Genomic DNA, 15,345 nt, shown 5'->3' with positions numbered 1-15,345 from the left:
TGGATGGGGGATGGGCGCTCGGGCGGTTCGATCCGCTTGGATCGTTCTTCTCGTCGGGCTGGCGGTTCTCGTCGTCGGTATCGGACTCTCGCTCAGCGGGAGCGTGAGCTGTGGCGCCGCGGAGACGCCCGCGGGCAACAGATGCATCACCCAGGGTGACGGGATCGCCCGGGCCGTCGAGCAGGCCGGTAGCGCGGGGCATCCGGCAGCGCCGCTCGCTCTCGGCGTCGGTGGTGTGCTGGCCGCCGCTGGAGTCTGGCTGGTCTTCTTCGCCGACCGCTCGGTGCGCCCGGCGACCGGTGTGGGCGACCGGATCGAGCTGGCCCGCCGGAACGGCTGGCGGTTCCTCGACGTGGACCGGGAACTGCTCGCCGACTGGGCGGACAATCCGGACTTCGGCGCGGACCAGCCGGCGTACGCGGTGTTGCGCGGCTCCTACGAGGAGCTCGAGTTCGTGGTCTTCGACTTCCGCCGGCCGGGATCCGGACAGGCCGGTACGGCGTGGATCGTCTACCTGCCGTACCCGTCGCGCACGTTCGTCGAGTGGGCGACGACCCAGCAGCCGCTCTATCGTCGCCCGCTGCACATGGTCGGTGTGCGTGCCGACGCGATCGTCGACATCGGCCGTGAGCAGCACCGATCGACCGAGCCGGGCGCCGTCCTCCGGCAGGTGCGGGCTCTGGCCGAGATCGTGCGCCGTTTCGAGACGCAGGCCGCGGCCAGCTCGTGACGGTGGGTCAGGACTGGCGGTAGGCGGTGTCGGCGCGCTGACGGCGCAGCCGGTAGACCGCCGCGGAGAGGGTGATGACCGCCCAGGTGGCGACGATCGAGGTGGCGATCCACCAGCCGACCACGCCGAGCACGACGGCGGCCACGGTGATCACGGCGGCGAGGATGAACAGCGGCAGCGGAGGGCGACCGGTCGACGACACGCTGAAGTTGCCGCCGCCCATCCGGGTGCAGAAATCGGGATCGTCGCGCTGAAGTTGACGTTCGAGCTGAGCCAGTCGCCGGGTGTCCTCTTTGCTGAGCATGTTCGCTACCTTCCGGTCGCCCGCCGGTGAAGCATGGATCGAGATGGGGGAATCTCGATCAGAGCCCATTGTTACCTGTGAGTTGCCGCTGTGATACGTCTTCGTGTGCCGAATTTTCGGTCCGTTCCGTTCCGGACAACAGGACCTATGGAAATCCCCTGACTTCGGGTACAACGGACCGGTTGATCAGTGGTCGCGGCCGAAAACCTCCACTGCCCGCTCCCGCTGCCGATAGGGCCACCCGTGACGAGCCCGTGATTCCACACCAGAAAACCCATCAGGGGGTACGGCCACGCCTGCCACCAGCGCAGACGAGACCGTCCCCCGCCTTCGGCGGCTGCCGCGACCCGTTCCGCGCTCAGCCCTTCGGCACGGTCAGGTCGTACACCGTGGTGGCGCCGATCGTCCTGGCCGTGTAGGTGGCGGCCACCCACGCCGAGATCTGACCGCTCTCGCCGCTGCCCCCGTTGCGGGCGAACCCGCCGCCACCGATGAAGTAGTGGATCCGCCCGTCGGCGACGTACTGCTGGAACTGTGTCAGCGTCGGTGACGGATCGGTGCCGTTGAACCCGCCGACCGCCATCACCGGCTCCTCGGTGGCCAGTTGGTAACCGGACGCGTTCTGCGACCCGATCGCCGCAGCGACCCACGTGTACCGGTCGGCGTCCTCCTCCAGCATGGCCTTCACTTCGGCGCTGACCGAGCTGGCGTTGAGCAGCCCGCCCATGCCGCCACCACCGCGAGCGCCGTCACCCGGAACGCCGCCGCCCGGCCGCCCCCTGCCGCCACCGTTCTGGCCGCCACCGTTCTGGCCGGTCCCGTTCTGAGCGGCGCCGTTCTGACCGCCTGGAAAACCGCCGCCGGGGGCACCGCCGCCTGGGAAACCGCTGCCGGGGAACCGCTGGCCGCCGCCGTTGCCGCGCCCGCCGCCGCCCGGCATGCCGCCGCGACCGCCGGACGTCGCGGGCCCCGCCGTCGGGATCGAGCCGGTGTGCGGTTGGGAAGCGGTCTCCACCGCGTACGCCGCCGGGCCCGCCAGACCCGCGACCGCCGCGACTGCCGCGACCGTCGCGGCGACCAGGGCCGGCCGCGCCGTGAGCCGGACCGAGGCGACCACCGCGACGGCCGCCAGCACCCCCGCGACCAGCACCGGGATCCGCAGCCACGGCACGAAGCCGGTGCTGCGTCCGAGCAGGACATACGACCACAGGGCGGTCACGGCGATCGCCACCGCGAGCGTGACCGCGGCGACGAGGGAACGCCGCCGCTCCCACAGCAGGGCCACCCCCATGCCGGTGACCGCGCCGATCGCCGGGGCCAGCGCCACCGTGTAGTACGCGTGGAAGATGCCCTGCATGAAGCTGAAGATCAGCCCGGTGACCAGCAGCCACGTGCCCCAGACGACGAGCCCGGCACGCTGCGGATCGGTGCGCGGCCGGCGCGCCGTGATCACCAGGCCGGCGGCCAGCAGGACCAGCGCGGCCGGCAGCAGCCACGAGACCTGGCCGCCCTGCGCGCTGTTGAAGAGCCGGCTCCACCCGATCTCACCCCAGCGCCCGGCCGCGTTGCCGACACTGCCGGTCTCCTCGCCGTTGAGCCGGCCCAGCCCGTTGTAGCCGAGTGTGAGTTCGAGCAGGCTGTTGTTCTGCGAGCCGCCGATGTACGGCCGTGCCGACGCCGGGATCAGGTCGACGAGCGCGATGTACCACCCGGCCGACACGACCATCGCGACCAGCGCCAGCAGCAGTTGGACGAACCGGGTGAGGATCTTCGGCGGGCCGGCGATCAGGTAGGCCAGGCCGAACGCCGGAACCACCAGCAGTGCCTGCAACTGCTTGGCCAGGAAGGCGAACCCGACGAGCGAGCCGGTCAGCACCACCCACTTCGTGGCGCCGGACTCGACCGCCCGCAGAATCGTGTACGCCCCGGCCACCATCAGCAGGACCAGCAGCGCGTCCGGATTGTTGAACCGGAACATCAGCACGGCCACCGGGGTCAGCGCCGACGTCAGGCCGGCCAGCAGACCGGCGGCCGGGCCGAACCCGCGGCGCACCGTCGCGTGGACCAGGCCGGTCGTGGCCACGCCGAGCAGCGCCTGCGGCACGAGGATGCTCCACGAGCTGAGCCCGAAGAGCCGTACCGAGATCGCCATGATCCAGAGGGCGGCGGGAGTCTTGTCGACGGTGATCGCGTTCGCCGCGTCGGACGAGCCGAAGAAGAACGCCTTCCAGCTCTCCGACCCCGCCTGCACCGCCGCCGAGTAGAACGCGTTGGCCCACCCCGACGCGCCGAGACCCCAGATGTAGAGGACACCGGTCAACAGCAGCAGGGCGTAGAGGGCGGGACGGACCCACGGAGCGTCATCCCGGCCCAGCAGCAGACGGGCGGTCCGGGAACGCCGATGTGGCGGATCCCCGGCGGGCGCCTCCGGCATCAGCAAGGTCATCGAGGTACTCCCGGAAAGTGGCGGATTCGTACCTCGTGAACGGTTGTCGGCCCTGCTGTCGCCACCTTGTGGCCCGGCTGTGGGATCCCTGAAAGCCCCGGCTGGTCCTCGGTGCTGTCCCAGCTCTACCGGGACAGCACCGAGAGCCGGCCTCAGAGCGCCCGGCGCTTCGCGGCGGCCGCGGCCAGCCGCTCCAGGACGCCGACCGTCGCGTCCCAGCCCATGCACGCGTCGGTGACCGACTGGCCGTAGGTGAGCTCGCCACCCAGGTCCTGCCGGCCCGCCTCCAGGAAACTCTCCAACATGACGCCGCTGATCGCGCGGTTGCCGGCCTCCATCTGCTGGGCGATGTCCTCGGCCACGATCGGCTGCCGCTTGTGGTCCTTGTTGCTGTTGCCGTGCGAGCAGTCGATCACCAGCCGCTCCGGCAGACCCGCCTTGCGCAGCAGCGCCAGCGACGACTCCACGTCCTCGGCGCTGTAGTTCGGCTTGCCACCGCCGCCGCGCAGCACCAGGTGACAGTCCGGGTTGCCGGTGGTGTGCAGGATCGCCGGGGTGCCCGAGTAGTCGATGCCGGGGAAGACATGCGTCGCCTCGGCCGCCTGGATCGCGTCGACAGCCGTCGAGACACTGCCGTCGGGACGGTTCTTCATGCCGATCGGCATCGACAGGCCCGACGACAGCTGACGGTGCACCTGCGACTCGACGGTCCGGGCGCCGATCGCGCCCCAGGCCACGGTGTCCGCGATGTACTGCGGGGTGATCGGGTCGAGGAACTCCACCGCCACCGGCAGACCCCGCGCGACCACCTCGAGCAGCAGCTTGCGGGCGATCCGCAGACCCGCGCCGACGTCACCCGAGCCGTCCAGCGCCGGGTCCATGATCAGGCCCTTCCAGCCGACCGTGGAACGCGGCTTCTCGAAGTACACCCGCATCACGATCAGCAGGTCCTCGCTGAGCCGCTCGGCCTCCAGCTTGAGCCGGTCCGCGTACTCGCCGGCGGCCTCCGGATCGTGCACCGAACACGGGCCGACGACCACGATCAGGCGCTGATCTCGGCCATTGAGCACGTCCTCGACCTGCTTACGGCCGGCCAGCACGGTGTCGTGCAACTCACTCGTCAGCGGCAGCTCGTGATGCAGCAGCGCAGGGCTCATCAGCGGGACGACCTTCTCGATCCGCTGGTCACGGACGCGCTGCACCTCAGGGGCGGTCATGGTGATCTCTCTCCTTCGACCGGCCCTGCGTCAGAGCCGGTTTGCTCGGGGCAAACAAAAAGGCAGCGACATCGTCGCTGCCTCAGCCGGCTCTGGCGGGTGTCTCAGGTCATGCGGTCATGGCCGAGGCACCGGCTTGAGCCGGCCTCGTAAACCAATAGAACGACCACGTGCGAGACATGCCCGCCAGCATAGCCACTTCAGCCCACCGGGTGCAGCATCTGGGGCCGCTGTTCAGCTGTTGGGACGACAGGTGGCGGCCCGAGCGGGAGCATCACCGTGAAAACGGTCTGACCGGGACGACTCTGCACACCGACCTTGCCGCGGTGCGAAGTGACCACGGCATGCACGATCGACAGGCCCAGACCGGTGCTGCCGGCCGCCCGCGACCGCGAGCTGTCACCCCGCGCGAACCGCTCGAAGATCCGCGGCACCACATCCGGCTGGATGCCCGGTCCGTTGTCGATGACCTGGATCACGGCGGCGTTCGGCACGGCGCCGACCTTCACCGTCACGGTCGAGCCCTCCGGCGTGTGGGTACGCGCGTTGGCCAGCAGGTTCGCCACCACCTGATGCAGGCGGGCGCCGTCGCCGATCACGGTGACCGGCTCGTCCGGCAGATCCAGCTGCCAGTAGTGCGACGGGCCGGCGGCGTGCGCGTCACTCGTCGCGTCGACAGCCAGCATGGTCAGGTCGACCGGATCCTGGGCCAGCGGGCGGCCGGCGTCCAGGCGGGCCAGCAGCAGCAGATCCTCCACCAGGGCGGTCATCCGCTTCGCCTCGGACTCGACCCGGTTCAGCACGTGCGAGATCTCGTCCGGGACGACCTGGCGGCTGCGGCGGCTCAACTCGGCGTACCCACGGATCGCGGCCAGCGGGGTGCGCAACTCGTGGCTGGCGTCCGCGACGAACTGGCGGACCTGCATCTCCGACGCGTGCCGCGCCTCCAGGGCGTTGCCGACGTGATCGAGCATCCGGTTCAGCGCGGCGCCGACCTGGCCGACCTCGGTGCGCGGGTCGGTGTCGGCCTCGGGCACCCGCTGCGCGAGCCGCACCTCGCCACGGTCCAGCCGCAATTCCGACACGCGCGTCGCGGTGGCCGCGACACGGTCGAGAGGCTTGAGGGTACGGCGGACGATGAGCGCCCCACCCCAGCCCGCGATGAGCAGCGACCCCACGACGACGCAGCCGGTGAATAGCGCGACCGTGCGGAGCGTGTGATTGGTGTCCTCCAGTGACAGCGCGGTGATGACGAGGTATTCGTTGTTGCCGATCCTCTTTCTTTCGGCGACCGTGTAGTACTCGTTGGTCGTGTCGCGGACGGTGACGTCGACGTCGATGGCGTGGTCCTCGCCCGCCGCGATCATGGTCGCGTACAGGCTGCTCAGAGCTTCGTCGCCGGGTCGGTCGTAATAGTTGCCGAAGAAGCCGGTGGCGCTCTCTGCTTCATCGGCAACGATCTTGCCGCCGCCTTTGAAGCTGCCGTCTGTCGCATCGAGGAAGATCAGCAGCGAGCCGCGGTCGACGTTCGGCGGTGGGGAGTCGAGTGGGCTTCCCTCCGACTTCGTGCTCGGGCCATCGCCGGGTGGTTTGCCCCAGCTGCCACCCCCGCCGCGGACCCCGAACTTCTGTGTTTCGGCCAGCTTCTCGTCGAGCTGGTGATAGAGCGATTTGTGCAGGTAGAGCTCGGCGGTGCCGCCGACGACCAGGCCCAGCACCGCGAGCAGCGCGATCATGGTGGCGACGATGCGGGTGCGCAGAGGCCAGCCCGCCGGGTCGCGCCAGGCGGGGCGGGACGGCCGGGAGGGCCGGGTCCTGCGGGTCGGGGCGGCTGCGGGCATGGTCAGTCGGCCGGCTTCAGGACGTAGCCCGCGCCGCGCATGGTGTGGATCATCGGCGTGCGGCCGGCGTCGATCTTCTTGCGTAGGTAGGAGATGTAGAGCTCGACCACGTTCGCCTGTCCTCCGAAGTCGTAGTTCCAGACCCGGTCGAGGATCTGCGGCTTGCTCAGCACCCGCCGCGGGTTACGCATGAGGTAGCGCAGCAGTTCGAACTCGGTCGCGGTCAGCGTGATCAGGTCGCCGCCGCGGCGCACCTCGTGCGAGTCCTCGTCCAGTGTGAGGTCGCCGACGACGAGCTGCGACTCGGTACGCATCGGGGCGTGCCCCATCCGCCGCATCAGGCCGCGCAGCCGGGCCACCACCTCTTCCAGGCTGAACGGCTTGGTCACGTAGTCGTCGCCCCCCGCGGTGAGGCCGGTGATCCGGTCCTCCACGGAGTCCTTGGCGGTGAGGAAGAGCACCGGCACCTCGGGGGACTCGCCCCGCAGCCGGCGCAGCACCTCCAGGCCGTCGATGTCGGGCAGCATCATGTCGAGGACGACGGCGTCGGGGCGGAAGTCGCGGGCGGTCCGGACGGCGGTCATGCCGTCGCCGGCGCTCTTCACATCCCATCCCTCGTAGCGGAGCGCCATCGAGAGCAGCTCGGCCAGGGTCGGTTCGTCGTCGACCACGAGCACCCGGACCGGGGTCCCGTCGGGCCGGCGGAGCTCGGTGCTGGGTTCTGCGTTCGCCATCGTCATGCCCCTACTGTGGTGCCTGACGCTCAGCGTCGGCTTTCTGTTTCCTGTGTGCCGGCTGTGTCTCTGACAGCCGTCTCATGCGAGCGGCACAGTGCGTACACATCCGGGTCCGTCATGGTTTTCGGCACGGCGAATCAGGTGCCTGAGGATCGGTTGTTGACAACCTCGTATCGGGGGAACACTCGATGTCGGGGCGATGTTGTGCGAGCGTTGGTCAAAGCGCGGCGCGAGCGTGAGGAGTTGCACGATGGATCTTCTCGAGGACTACCGCAGGGCCACCTTCTTCTTCGAGTCCGGCGACCCGCTCGGCGCCGCCAGGCTGCTCGAGCCGATAGTCGAGGCGGAGCCGCACAACACCGCGGTCCGGCAGCTGCTGGCGAGGGCCTACTTCAACTCGGCTCAGCTGAACGGGGCGGAGGCCCAGCTCAGGGTGTTGATCGAGCATGATCCTTCGGATCACTACGCGCACCACGTGCTCGGCCGGACCCTGGAGCGGGCCGGCCGTTTCCGTGAGGCCTTACCGCACCTGCGCCTGGCCGCCGCGATGAAGACGCAGACCGATTACCAGGAGGCGCTGCGCCGGGTCGAGACGTGGCTCGGCAAGTCGTCGGCGGCGTAGGGTCTCTTTTCGTGAAGCTGAAGCTGGACCTGCACGACATCTTCAACAAGGGTCACGAGATCGACCGCGCCCTCCGCGGGATCATCGACGAGGCGATCCAGAAGAAGGCCACCCTCGTCGAGATCATCCCCGGCAAGGGCAGCGGCGCCCTGAAGAAGAAGGTCATCCGCTTCCTCGACCAGAAAGAGATCAAGCAGCTCTATCACCGGGTCGAGAAGGACGGGGACAACTGGGGGCGGCTCTTCGTGCACTTCCGGTTCGACGCGCCCACCGGCCGTCGCGGTCGCGGTCGCCAGTGAAGGACGGTTCGGGCCACGCGCCTCTTGCGTGAGGCCGGGGCGCGTAGCCCGTACCGCCTAGAGGGTGTAGGTCTTTGCGACCGCGACCAGCTCGCTGCTGTGCGAACCGAGAACGCCGACCCCCGGAGGCCTGGGCTGGAAGCCCGGCAGGGCGGACAGACCGTCGCTGCCGTCCATCGCCCGGAAGGTGACCGGGCCGGCGGACCGGACCGTGAGGGTGATCTCGACGCCGGTCCCGGCCGGCGCATGGAAGACGAAACCCCAGCCCGAGGGGCCACCCGCGAGGGTACGGCCACCGATCGTCGCCGAGACGACCTCCGCGGACACGTGCAGCGTGGTGAAGCGGACCGCGCGCTGCGGGGCGAGCAGCAGTTTCATGATCCGCTGATCGCCGGACCTCTGCTCGGAGAGCAGGGTGAGCGCCGGGGCCGGGAGGGTCGCCGCCTGCGCCGGGCCGGTCCGCAGCTTCTCCGCGCCGAAGGCCGGAAGGGTGCCGGTGACCGTGGCCGGTTCGCCGGTGACGTACCGCGAGGTCCATTCCTGCGGTGTGGTCTCCTCGCTCAGCCAGCGGGCCGTGCCGTTGTCGGCGTCCAGCGCGTACATGAGGTGGGTGAGCGACGGGTGCTCCTCGTCGAACCCGTCGACGGCCAGGCCGGTCGTCGTGCACACGACCACCGCCACCGCCGCGGCCAGCGTCGGGACGGCGCCGAGGCGGCGGGCCTTCAGCGCGTTCATGCCGCGGGCGCCGCTCGGGGCCGGGTGGAGCAGGTCGAGCACCGGCAGCAGCGCGAGGCCGAGCAACACGGTGAGGAACGCGCCGACGCCGGCCATCGGCATGCCGAGCGCGGGGAAGAGCATCACCACGGCCGGCAGCAGGACGACGATCGGGATCAGCGCGCCGACGAGGAGGACCGCGACGGCTGTCTTCTCGCCCACCCGGGTCGCGATCAGGGCGGACACCGCGACCGCGAGGGCCGGCAGCGCGGCCAGGTAGGAACCGCCCGGGGCCGGCGCGGCCAGCACGACACCGAACACGGCCAGCCAGGTCAGGCCGCCGACGGCCAGGGCCGCCGGGCCGATCCGGCGGCGGAGCAGGGCATACCAGACCAGGATGACCGTCGCGGACAGGGCGATCACCGCGAGTCGATACCACATCGGACGGTACGGGTCGATCGGCAGCCCGCCGTACTCGGGACGGACCAGTTTCAGCAGCGCCCACAGGCCCTGCGCCAGGACCGGCGCGACGATGATCGGCAGCAGGGACAGCGCGATCCCGGCGAACAGCCGGCGCCGGACCACCCAGCCCAGCGCGATCACCGCCACCAGGGCCAGCACCGCCAGCGGCCACACCAGCCCACCCGGATAGCGCACCAGCAGGCCGGGCACCGGGAAGTAGGTGGCGTCCCCGCCGCCCGTCAGCTCCCGCAGGTCGAGGGCGCCGAACTCGCGGGCCAGGGCGAGCGCGTTGTCGCCGTGGTGCTGGAGGCTGTCCCGGTCCATCGCCTCCGGCACGTCGGTCGGCGCGTGATAAACGGCGGCCCCGTCGATGTAGGCGGTGTTCAGGCCCTGGAACAGCGGCGACTCGCGGAACGGGGTGAAGTCGGTGTCATTGGGCAGCAACCGGTAGATCTCCACCGCGAACGACGTGCCGACCGGGTACGGCGTCTTCGCGTACGTCTCCACCAGCCGCCGGTTGCCCTCGGACGTCTCGAACATGATCGCCGGGCCACTGCTGCCGCGCGCCTCCAGGTTCAGCGCCACGCCGCCGTCCCGGGCCAGCGGATGCTGCTCCACGAACGCCTTCGCCCCGCAGAGACACGCCTCCTCGGCGTCGGTCAGCACCAGCACCACGTCGTTGCGCGGCCGCTCCCCGGCGACCAGCGCCCGCGCCGTCTCCAGGATCGTCGACGTGCCCGCGCCGTCGTCGTTGGCGCCCGGCGCGACCTGCGCCGAGTCGTAGTGCGCGATGAGGAACACCCGTCCGGTGGACGACGTGCCGGGAATCACGGCGACCACGTTGCGGACCCGTGCCAGGCCGGTCCCGCCCGCCGACGAGGACAGACCGGCGCCCTGCTCCGACACCGTGTCCTGCACCTCCGGCGACAGGCCCAGGCCGGACAGCGCCGCCACCAGGTGCTCGCGGACCCGGTCGTTGGCGGGACTCCCGGCCGGGTGCGGGGTGGTGGCGATCGTGCGTACCGTCTCGAACGCCCGCTCCGCGCTGAAATCGCTCGCCGGGGCCGTCGCCGCTCGCGCCGCGGGCGGTTGAACCGATCGGATCGCGGCGAGGCCGGCCAGGACGAGAACGGCCAGGGCCGCGGCTGCGGCGAGACCGCGGCGAGCCGGGCGGACGAGGGCGGAGTCGTGCATGGGGACATCTAACAGTCCGGGTACGCCCGGCGGGTACCCCGAAGATCCATCAGCGCGTGCAATAGCGTTGTCCGGGTGACTACGCCGCTCGACCCAGCCGCCGTCATCGCCGCCTTCATCGACCGGGTGTCGCCCTACAACCCACACCCGGACGTGGCTCCCGTGGCCGTCATCGGCGTGCGCACCGCGCTCGGCGAGGACGTCTTCACCCTCAGTGACCATGTGATCCGGGCCATGTGCCGGGCACTGGAGTCCTATCGGGATCCGGAGGACCGGGGCAACTGCAGCAACTGCGGTGGCCGGCACCTCGACGAGAACCTGCACTGCCGGGACTGCGGGCAGTTGCACGGCATCCTCGGCCAGGTGATGGCCGAGCACGCGCGACGTGTCGCCACCACCGGTGAAGACTCCCCGTGATGACCGAAGTTGTGCAGCGCGGCCCAGTGGTACACGATTTGCGGGTCACCTATGCGTCGAGTGGGGAATCGGAATGACGGAGCGGTCGCTCGCGCCCCGCACATACGCGACAGAGCAGCTGGAACGGTTACGAATCCTGCTCGTCGAGGACGACGAGGGTGACGCCTTTCTCGTCCGGGAACTGCTCACCGAAGCCGGCGCCCCGTTCGAGCTGACCGTCGCCACCAGCCTGCGCGAGGCCCGCGGGCTGCTCGTCGGCGTCGAGTGCGTGCTCCTCGACCTCGGGCTGCCCGACGCCGAGGGAATCGACGGGCTGCGCCGGCTGCTCGCGCTGGCCGGCAGCGCCGCGGTCTGCGTGCTCACCGGCCGCTCCGACGAGCACCTCGGCGTGCAGGCGGTCGCCGAGGGCGCCCAGGACTACCTGGTCAAGGGCCAGGTCGACGGGGTTCTGCTGATCCGGTCGCTGCGCTATGCGGTCGAGCGGAAACGCGCCGACGAGAACGCCCGCCGGCTGCGCGAGGCCGAGCTGCGGGAGGCCGAGTCCGCCCGACTGGAACGCGGTCTGCTGCCCAAACCGCTCAAACGGGATGACTTCGGCATCGCGGTCGAACCGTTCTATCGTTCCGGGCGGGCCATGGGGCTGCTCGGCGGCGACTTCTACGACGTGGTGCAGGTCGGCGACGACCGGCTGCACGTGATCGTCGGCGACGTGTGCGGGCACGGCGTCGACGAGGCCGCCCTCGGTGTCGAGCTGCGGGTCGCCTGGCGGGCGCTGGTGCTGGCCGGAGTGCCGGAGGAGCAGGTGCTGCCGTCGCTGGAGCAGGTCCTGATGTCCGAGCGGCGGGCCCGTGAGGTGTTCGCCACCGTCGCGTCCGCGGTCATCGACGTGCCGCGCAACCGAGCGACCGTCCGGGTCGCCGGCCACCCGCCACCCGTCGTCCTCACCGGTGGCCGCGCCGCGCCGGTCGCCGTGCGTACCGGAATCGTCCTCGGGGTACGTCCCACACCCACCCCGGCGACCGAGTTGGAGTTCGACGGACATGACTGGTCCATGCTGATGTACACCGACGGGCTGATCGAGGGCCGGACCGGCGGGGGCGACGAACGGCTCGACGTCGGCGGGCTGTGCCAGCTGCTCGACGAGCCGGACGCCCGTGACCTGCCGTTGCAGGCGCTGCCGAAATGGCTCGTGGCCCGCGCCGACCAGGACAACGGCGGCCCCCTCACCGACGACGTGGCGATGCTGCTGATCTCCCGCGGCGGTGGCCGGTGAGCGTGATCGACATCCGCGGCTGGACACTGCGCGGGCGGATCTTCGCGCTCTGCCTCGCGGCCGGGCTCCTGCTCGGCGGCCTCGGGGTGGCCGCCGCCATCACCGCCGCCACCGCCAACAACGCCGTCGACAACGTTCTCGACCGGGCCGGGCCCCTGCGGGTCGCCGGGCAGAACCTGGGCACGGCGCTCGTCGACCAGGAGACCGGCGTCCGTGGCTACGCGATCACCGGTGTGCCGAAGAACCTCGAGCCGTACGACAACGGTGTCGCCGCCGAACGGCAGCGGGTCGCCGAGATCCGGAGACTGCTGGGGCCGGACGACGCGGCGATCGGCGCCGCCCTCGACCAGGTGGAGCAGCTCGCCGCCAAGTGGCGTGCCGATGTGGCCGGGCCGCTGGTCGAGACCGTCCGGACCCAGGGCGCCGAGGCTGCCCAGCAGCGCATCGAGGCGACCGACACCAGAGACTTCGACCGGCTCCGGGCCGCCGTCGACACGCTCCAGGCGGAGATCCTGACGATGCGGGACAAGACCGCCGCGGCGGCCCGCAACTCCAGCGGCAACCTGGTCGCCGTCGAGATCGCCGCGGCGATCGTCATCGTGGTCACCGGCGTGCTGCTGCTCATCCTGCTGGACCGGCTGGTCAGCCGGCCGATCCTGCACCTCGCCGGGCAGATCCGCCAGGTCGCGGCCGGCGACTACGAGCGGCACATCGAGAGCGACTACGGCTCACCGGACCTGGTCGCCCTCGCCGAGGACGTCGACCGGATGCGCCAGCAGATCGCCACCGAACTCTCCGAGGTACGCCTCGCGCGCCAGCAGGTCGAGTGGATCAATCAGCAGCTTCAGTCCCAGGCCGAGGAGCTCACCCGGTCCAATCGCGATCTGGAGCAGTTCGCCTACGTCGCGTCGCACGACCTGCAGGAGCCGCTGCGCAAGGTGGCCAGCTTCTGCCAGCTCCTGCAGCGCCGCTACGCCGGGCAGCTCGACGACCGCGCCGACCAGTACATCGGCTTCGCCGTCGACGGCGCCCAGCGCATGCAGCGCCTGATCAACGATCTGCTCGCCTTCTCCCGGATCGGCCGGCTCACCAGCGGATTCACCGACGTCGACCTGAACCGGGTGCTCGGCGACGTGAAATCCCAGCTCGAAGCCCGGGCCGGTGAGGACGCCGAGATCGTCTGGGGCGGACTGCCCACGGTGGAGGGCGAGGAGCCGCTGCTCACCACGCTCTTCGTCAACCTGGTCGGCAACTCCCTCAAGTTCCGCCGCCCCGACGTGCCGCCGGTCGTGACGATCACCGCCACCTTCGACGAGAAGGAGTGGCGGATCAACGTCCGGGACAACGGCATCGGCATCGAGGCCGAGTTCGCCGACAAGGTCTTCGTGATCTTCCAGCGGCTGCACGCGCGGGACGCCTACGAGGGCACCGGCATCGGACTGGCGATCGTCAAGAAGATCGTCGAATACCATGGCGGACGGATCTGGCTGGACGTCGACGTCTCTCCGGGAGCATCGATCTGGTTCACGCTCCCGGTGATGCCGGGTTCGGCGCCTCCGCCTACGACTTCTCCGGACGCGGTGCAGGACACGGCGGCTTCACCGACGCCGGATTCGCTTCCGGCGGCGTCGCCGGATCCGGGTCCGACGGATTCGCCGGATCCGGGTCCGACGGATTCGCCGGATTCGCGGTCGCCGGATTCGCGGTCGCCGGATTCGCGGTCGCCGGATTCGCGGTCGGCGGCTTCGCTTCCGCTGTCGGAGCAGGTATCACCCCAGGAGGGCACGGCATGAGCGTTGAGCGTGAGAACGGCACACCGATCGAGGTGTTGCTCGTCGAGGACGACCCCGGCGACGTGCTGATGACCCAGGAGGCGTTCGAGGAGCACAAGGTCCGCAACCGGCTCAACGTCGTCTCCGACGGGGCCGAGGCGCTCGCCTACCTGCGGCGCGAGGGCCAGTATGCCGACGCGGTCCGTCCCGACCTCATCCTGCTCGACCTGAACCTGCCCCGGCGCGACGGCCGCGAGGTGCTCGCCGAGATCAAGAAGGACGCGAGCCTCGGCCGTATCCCGGTCGTCGTGCTCACCACCTCCTCCGCGGACGAGGACATCCTGCGCAGCTACCAGCTGCACGCGAACGCCTACGTCACCAAGCCGGTCGACTTCGAGCGGTTCATCGCGGTGATACGCCAGATCGACGAGTTCTTCGTCAGCGTCGTGAAGTTGCCGCCGCGTGCTTGATCAGGTCGCTGAACTCATCCGTGAGGTGGCGCACACCGTCGTCCTGCCACGCTTCCAGCATCTGGCGGCCGACGAGGTGCACCAGAAGGCGCCCGGTGACCTGGTCACCATCGCCGACCAGGAGTCCGAGCGGGCGTTGACCCGCGGCCTCACCGCGCTGCTGCCCGGCTCGGTCGTCGTCGGCGAGGAGGCCGTCGCCGCCGACCCGGCCGTCCGGGACCGGCTCGGTGGGAGCGGTTCCGTCTGGGTGGTCGACCCGGTCGACGGCACCAACAACTTCGCCGCCGGGCGGACCCCGTTCTGCGTGATGGTGGCCCTGGTCCGGGACGGTGAGACGACGGCCGCCTGGATCCTCGACGTGGTCGCCGACCACCTGACCGTCGCCGAGCTGGGCGCCGGCGTCTACCGCGACGGCGAACGCGTGAAAGCCCGCGCCGACGACCCCGGCGCGGCGGCGCTGCACGGCGTGATCGCCGGCAAGTACTTCCCCGACGAACTGCGGACCGAGGTCCTCGCCAACGCCAGCCGCCTGGGCGGATACACCGGGGGCCGGCACTGCGCCGGATACGAGTACCCGGCCGTCGCCGTCGACGAGCAGCAGTTCGCGATGTTCTGGCGGATCCTGCCGTGGGACCACGTGCCGGGGACGCTGATCGTCCGCGAGGCCGGCGGGGTGGTCCGCCATCTCGACGGCGCCGAACATCGGCCGACCGGCCATCAGCGGGGCCTGCTCGTCGCCGCGAACGAGGACATCTGGCACACCGTGCACCGCACCCTGCTGCCATCCGGTCCGCCGCTCGTCGCGTAGGGCGGGCCGGGCTCGGCCGGGTGAGAGTGCTGTCACATT

At 70.5% G+C, this 15,345-nt stretch carries 14 protein-coding genes; 8 read left to right on the top strand and 6 right to left on the bottom strand.

Annotation, left to right across the window (positions count from 1 at the left end):
- Positions 1–10: 10 nt before the first annotated feature.
- The gene (locus BM290_RS28070; protein ID WP_143133988.1) at positions 11–730 is read left to right on the top strand and encodes a hypothetical protein; all 720 of its coding nucleotides are present in this window, start codon (positions 11–13) and stop codon (positions 728–730) included.
- A 7-nt stretch (positions 731–737) separates the two neighbouring features.
- Here the strand turns inward: BM290_RS28070 and BM290_RS28065 are convergent, their stop codons facing one another.
- From BM290_RS28065 to BM290_RS28045, 5 genes are all read right to left on the bottom strand, one after another.
- Positions 738–1,034, bottom strand: coding sequence for a DUF3040 domain-containing protein (locus BM290_RS28065; protein ID WP_093618855.1), 297 nt, complete (start codon positions 1,032–1,034; stop codon positions 738–740).
- A 358-nt stretch (positions 1,035–1,392) separates the two neighbouring features.
- Positions 1,393–3,480, bottom strand: coding sequence for an ArnT family glycosyltransferase (locus BM290_RS28060; protein WP_093618854.1), 2,088 nt, complete (start codon positions 3,478–3,480; stop codon positions 1,393–1,395).
- Positions 3,481–3,632: 152 nt separating this feature from the next.
- Entirely contained in the window at positions 3,633–4,697 is a 1,065-nt protein-coding gene (locus BM290_RS28055) for a 3-deoxy-7-phosphoheptulonate synthase (protein ID WP_093618853.1), read from the bottom strand.
- A 200-nt stretch (positions 4,698–4,897) separates the two neighbouring features.
- A complete protein-coding gene (locus tag BM290_RS28050) occupies positions 4,898–6,538 on the bottom strand; it encodes a sensor histidine kinase (RefSeq protein ID WP_093618852.1) in 1,641 nt (546 codons plus the stop codon).
- Positions 6,539–6,540: 2 nt separating this feature from the next.
- Positions 6,541–7,278, bottom strand: coding sequence for a response regulator transcription factor (locus tag BM290_RS28045; protein WP_093618851.1), 738 nt, complete (start codon positions 7,276–7,278; stop codon positions 6,541–6,543).
- A 247-nt stretch (positions 7,279–7,525) separates the two neighbouring features.
- Here BM290_RS28045 and BM290_RS28040 point away from each other — a divergent pair, with 247 nt between their 5' ends.
- Entirely contained in the window at positions 7,526–7,897 is a 372-nt protein-coding gene (locus BM290_RS28040; RefSeq protein ID WP_093618850.1) for a tetratricopeptide repeat protein, read from the top strand.
- An 11-nt stretch (positions 7,898–7,908) separates the two neighbouring features.
- Entirely contained in the window at positions 7,909–8,196 is a 288-nt protein-coding gene (locus BM290_RS28035) for a Smr/MutS family protein (RefSeq protein ID WP_093618849.1), read from the top strand.
- 57 nt (positions 8,197–8,253) lie between these two features.
- On the opposite strand, the gene BM290_RS28030 is transcribed toward BM290_RS28035, so the two are convergent.
- Positions 8,254–10,566 (bottom strand): M28 family peptidase, encoded by a 2,313-nt coding sequence (locus BM290_RS28030; RefSeq protein ID WP_093618848.1) that lies wholly within the window; start codon positions 10,564–10,566, stop codon positions 8,254–8,256.
- 75 nt (positions 10,567–10,641) lie between these two features.
- Between BM290_RS28030 and BM290_RS28025 the strand changes: the two genes are divergently transcribed.
- The 5 genes from BM290_RS28025 to BM290_RS28005 all read left to right on the top strand — a co-directional run bounded on the left by BM290_RS28025 (position 10,642) and on the right by BM290_RS28005 (position 15,306).
- Positions 10,642–10,983: a hypothetical protein gene (locus tag BM290_RS28025; RefSeq protein WP_093618847.1), complete on the top strand. Its 342-nt coding sequence runs from the start codon at positions 10,642–10,644 to the stop codon at positions 10,981–10,983.
- A 73-nt stretch (positions 10,984–11,056) separates the two neighbouring features.
- Positions 11,057–12,256, top strand: a complete 1,200-nt coding sequence (locus BM290_RS28020) for a PP2C family protein-serine/threonine phosphatase (protein ID WP_093618846.1) — start codon at positions 11,057–11,059, stop codon at positions 12,254–12,256.
- Positions 12,253–14,049: a sensor histidine kinase gene (locus BM290_RS28015; protein ID WP_373871075.1), complete on the top strand. Its 1,797-nt coding sequence runs from the start codon at positions 12,253–12,255 to the stop codon at positions 14,047–14,049. Before BM290_RS28020 ends, BM290_RS28015 begins: the two co-directional genes overlap by 4 nt.
- Positions 14,046–14,498, top strand: a complete 453-nt coding sequence (locus BM290_RS28010) for a response regulator (protein WP_093618844.1) — start codon at positions 14,046–14,048, stop codon at positions 14,496–14,498. Before BM290_RS28015 ends, BM290_RS28010 begins: the two co-directional genes overlap by 4 nt.
- A complete protein-coding gene (locus BM290_RS28005) occupies positions 14,491–15,306 on the top strand; it encodes an inositol monophosphatase family protein (RefSeq protein ID WP_093618843.1) in 816 nt (271 codons plus the stop codon). The genes BM290_RS28010 and BM290_RS28005 overlap by 8 nt, the downstream gene beginning before the upstream one ends.
- Positions 15,307–15,345 lie beyond the last annotated feature (39 nt).

The sequence above is a fragment of the Actinoplanes philippinensis genome (assembly GCF_900113015.1).
In the GTDB taxonomy this organism is placed as follows: Bacteria; Actinomycetota; Actinomycetes; order Mycobacteriales; family Micromonosporaceae; genus Actinoplanes; species Actinoplanes philippinensis.
The sequence above is the reverse complement of the archived record's forward strand: the minus strand, read 5'-3'. Positions and strand labels throughout refer to the sequence as shown.

Excerpts from the sequence above, each read along its gene's own strand:
- BM290_RS28070 (WP_143133988.1), top strand. The coding sequence starts at position 11 with ATGGGCGCTCGGGCGGTTCGATCCGCTTGGATCGTTCTTCTCGTCGGG.
- BM290_RS28065 (WP_093618855.1), bottom strand. The coding sequence starts at position 1,034 with ATGCTCAGCAAAGAGGACACCCGGCGACTGGCTCAGCTCGAACGTCAA.
- BM290_RS28060 (WP_093618854.1), bottom strand. The coding sequence starts at position 3,480 with ATGACCTTGCTGATGCCGGAGGCGCCCGCCGGGGATCCGCCACATCGG.
- BM290_RS28055 (WP_093618853.1), bottom strand. The coding sequence starts at position 4,697 with ATGACCGCCCCTGAGGTGCAGCGCGTCCGTGACCAGCGGATCGAGAAG.
- BM290_RS28050 (WP_093618852.1), bottom strand. The coding sequence starts at position 6,538 with ATGCCCGCAGCCGCCCCGACCCGCAGGACCCGGCCCTCCCGGCCGTCC.
- BM290_RS28045 (WP_093618851.1), bottom strand. The coding sequence starts at position 7,278 with ATGACGATGGCGAACGCAGAACCCAGCACCGAGCTCCGCCGGCCCGAC.
- BM290_RS28040 (WP_093618850.1), top strand. The coding sequence starts at position 7,526 with ATGGATCTTCTCGAGGACTACCGCAGGGCCACCTTCTTCTTCGAGTCC.
- BM290_RS28030 (WP_093618848.1), bottom strand. The coding sequence starts at position 10,566 with ATGCACGACTCCGCCCTCGTCCGCCCGGCTCGCCGCGGTCTCGCCGCA.
- BM290_RS28020 (WP_093618846.1), top strand. The coding sequence starts at position 11,057 with ATGACGGAGCGGTCGCTCGCGCCCCGCACATACGCGACAGAGCAGCTG.
- BM290_RS28010 (WP_093618844.1), top strand. The coding sequence starts at position 14,046 with ATGAGCGTTGAGCGTGAGAACGGCACACCGATCGAGGTGTTGCTCGTC.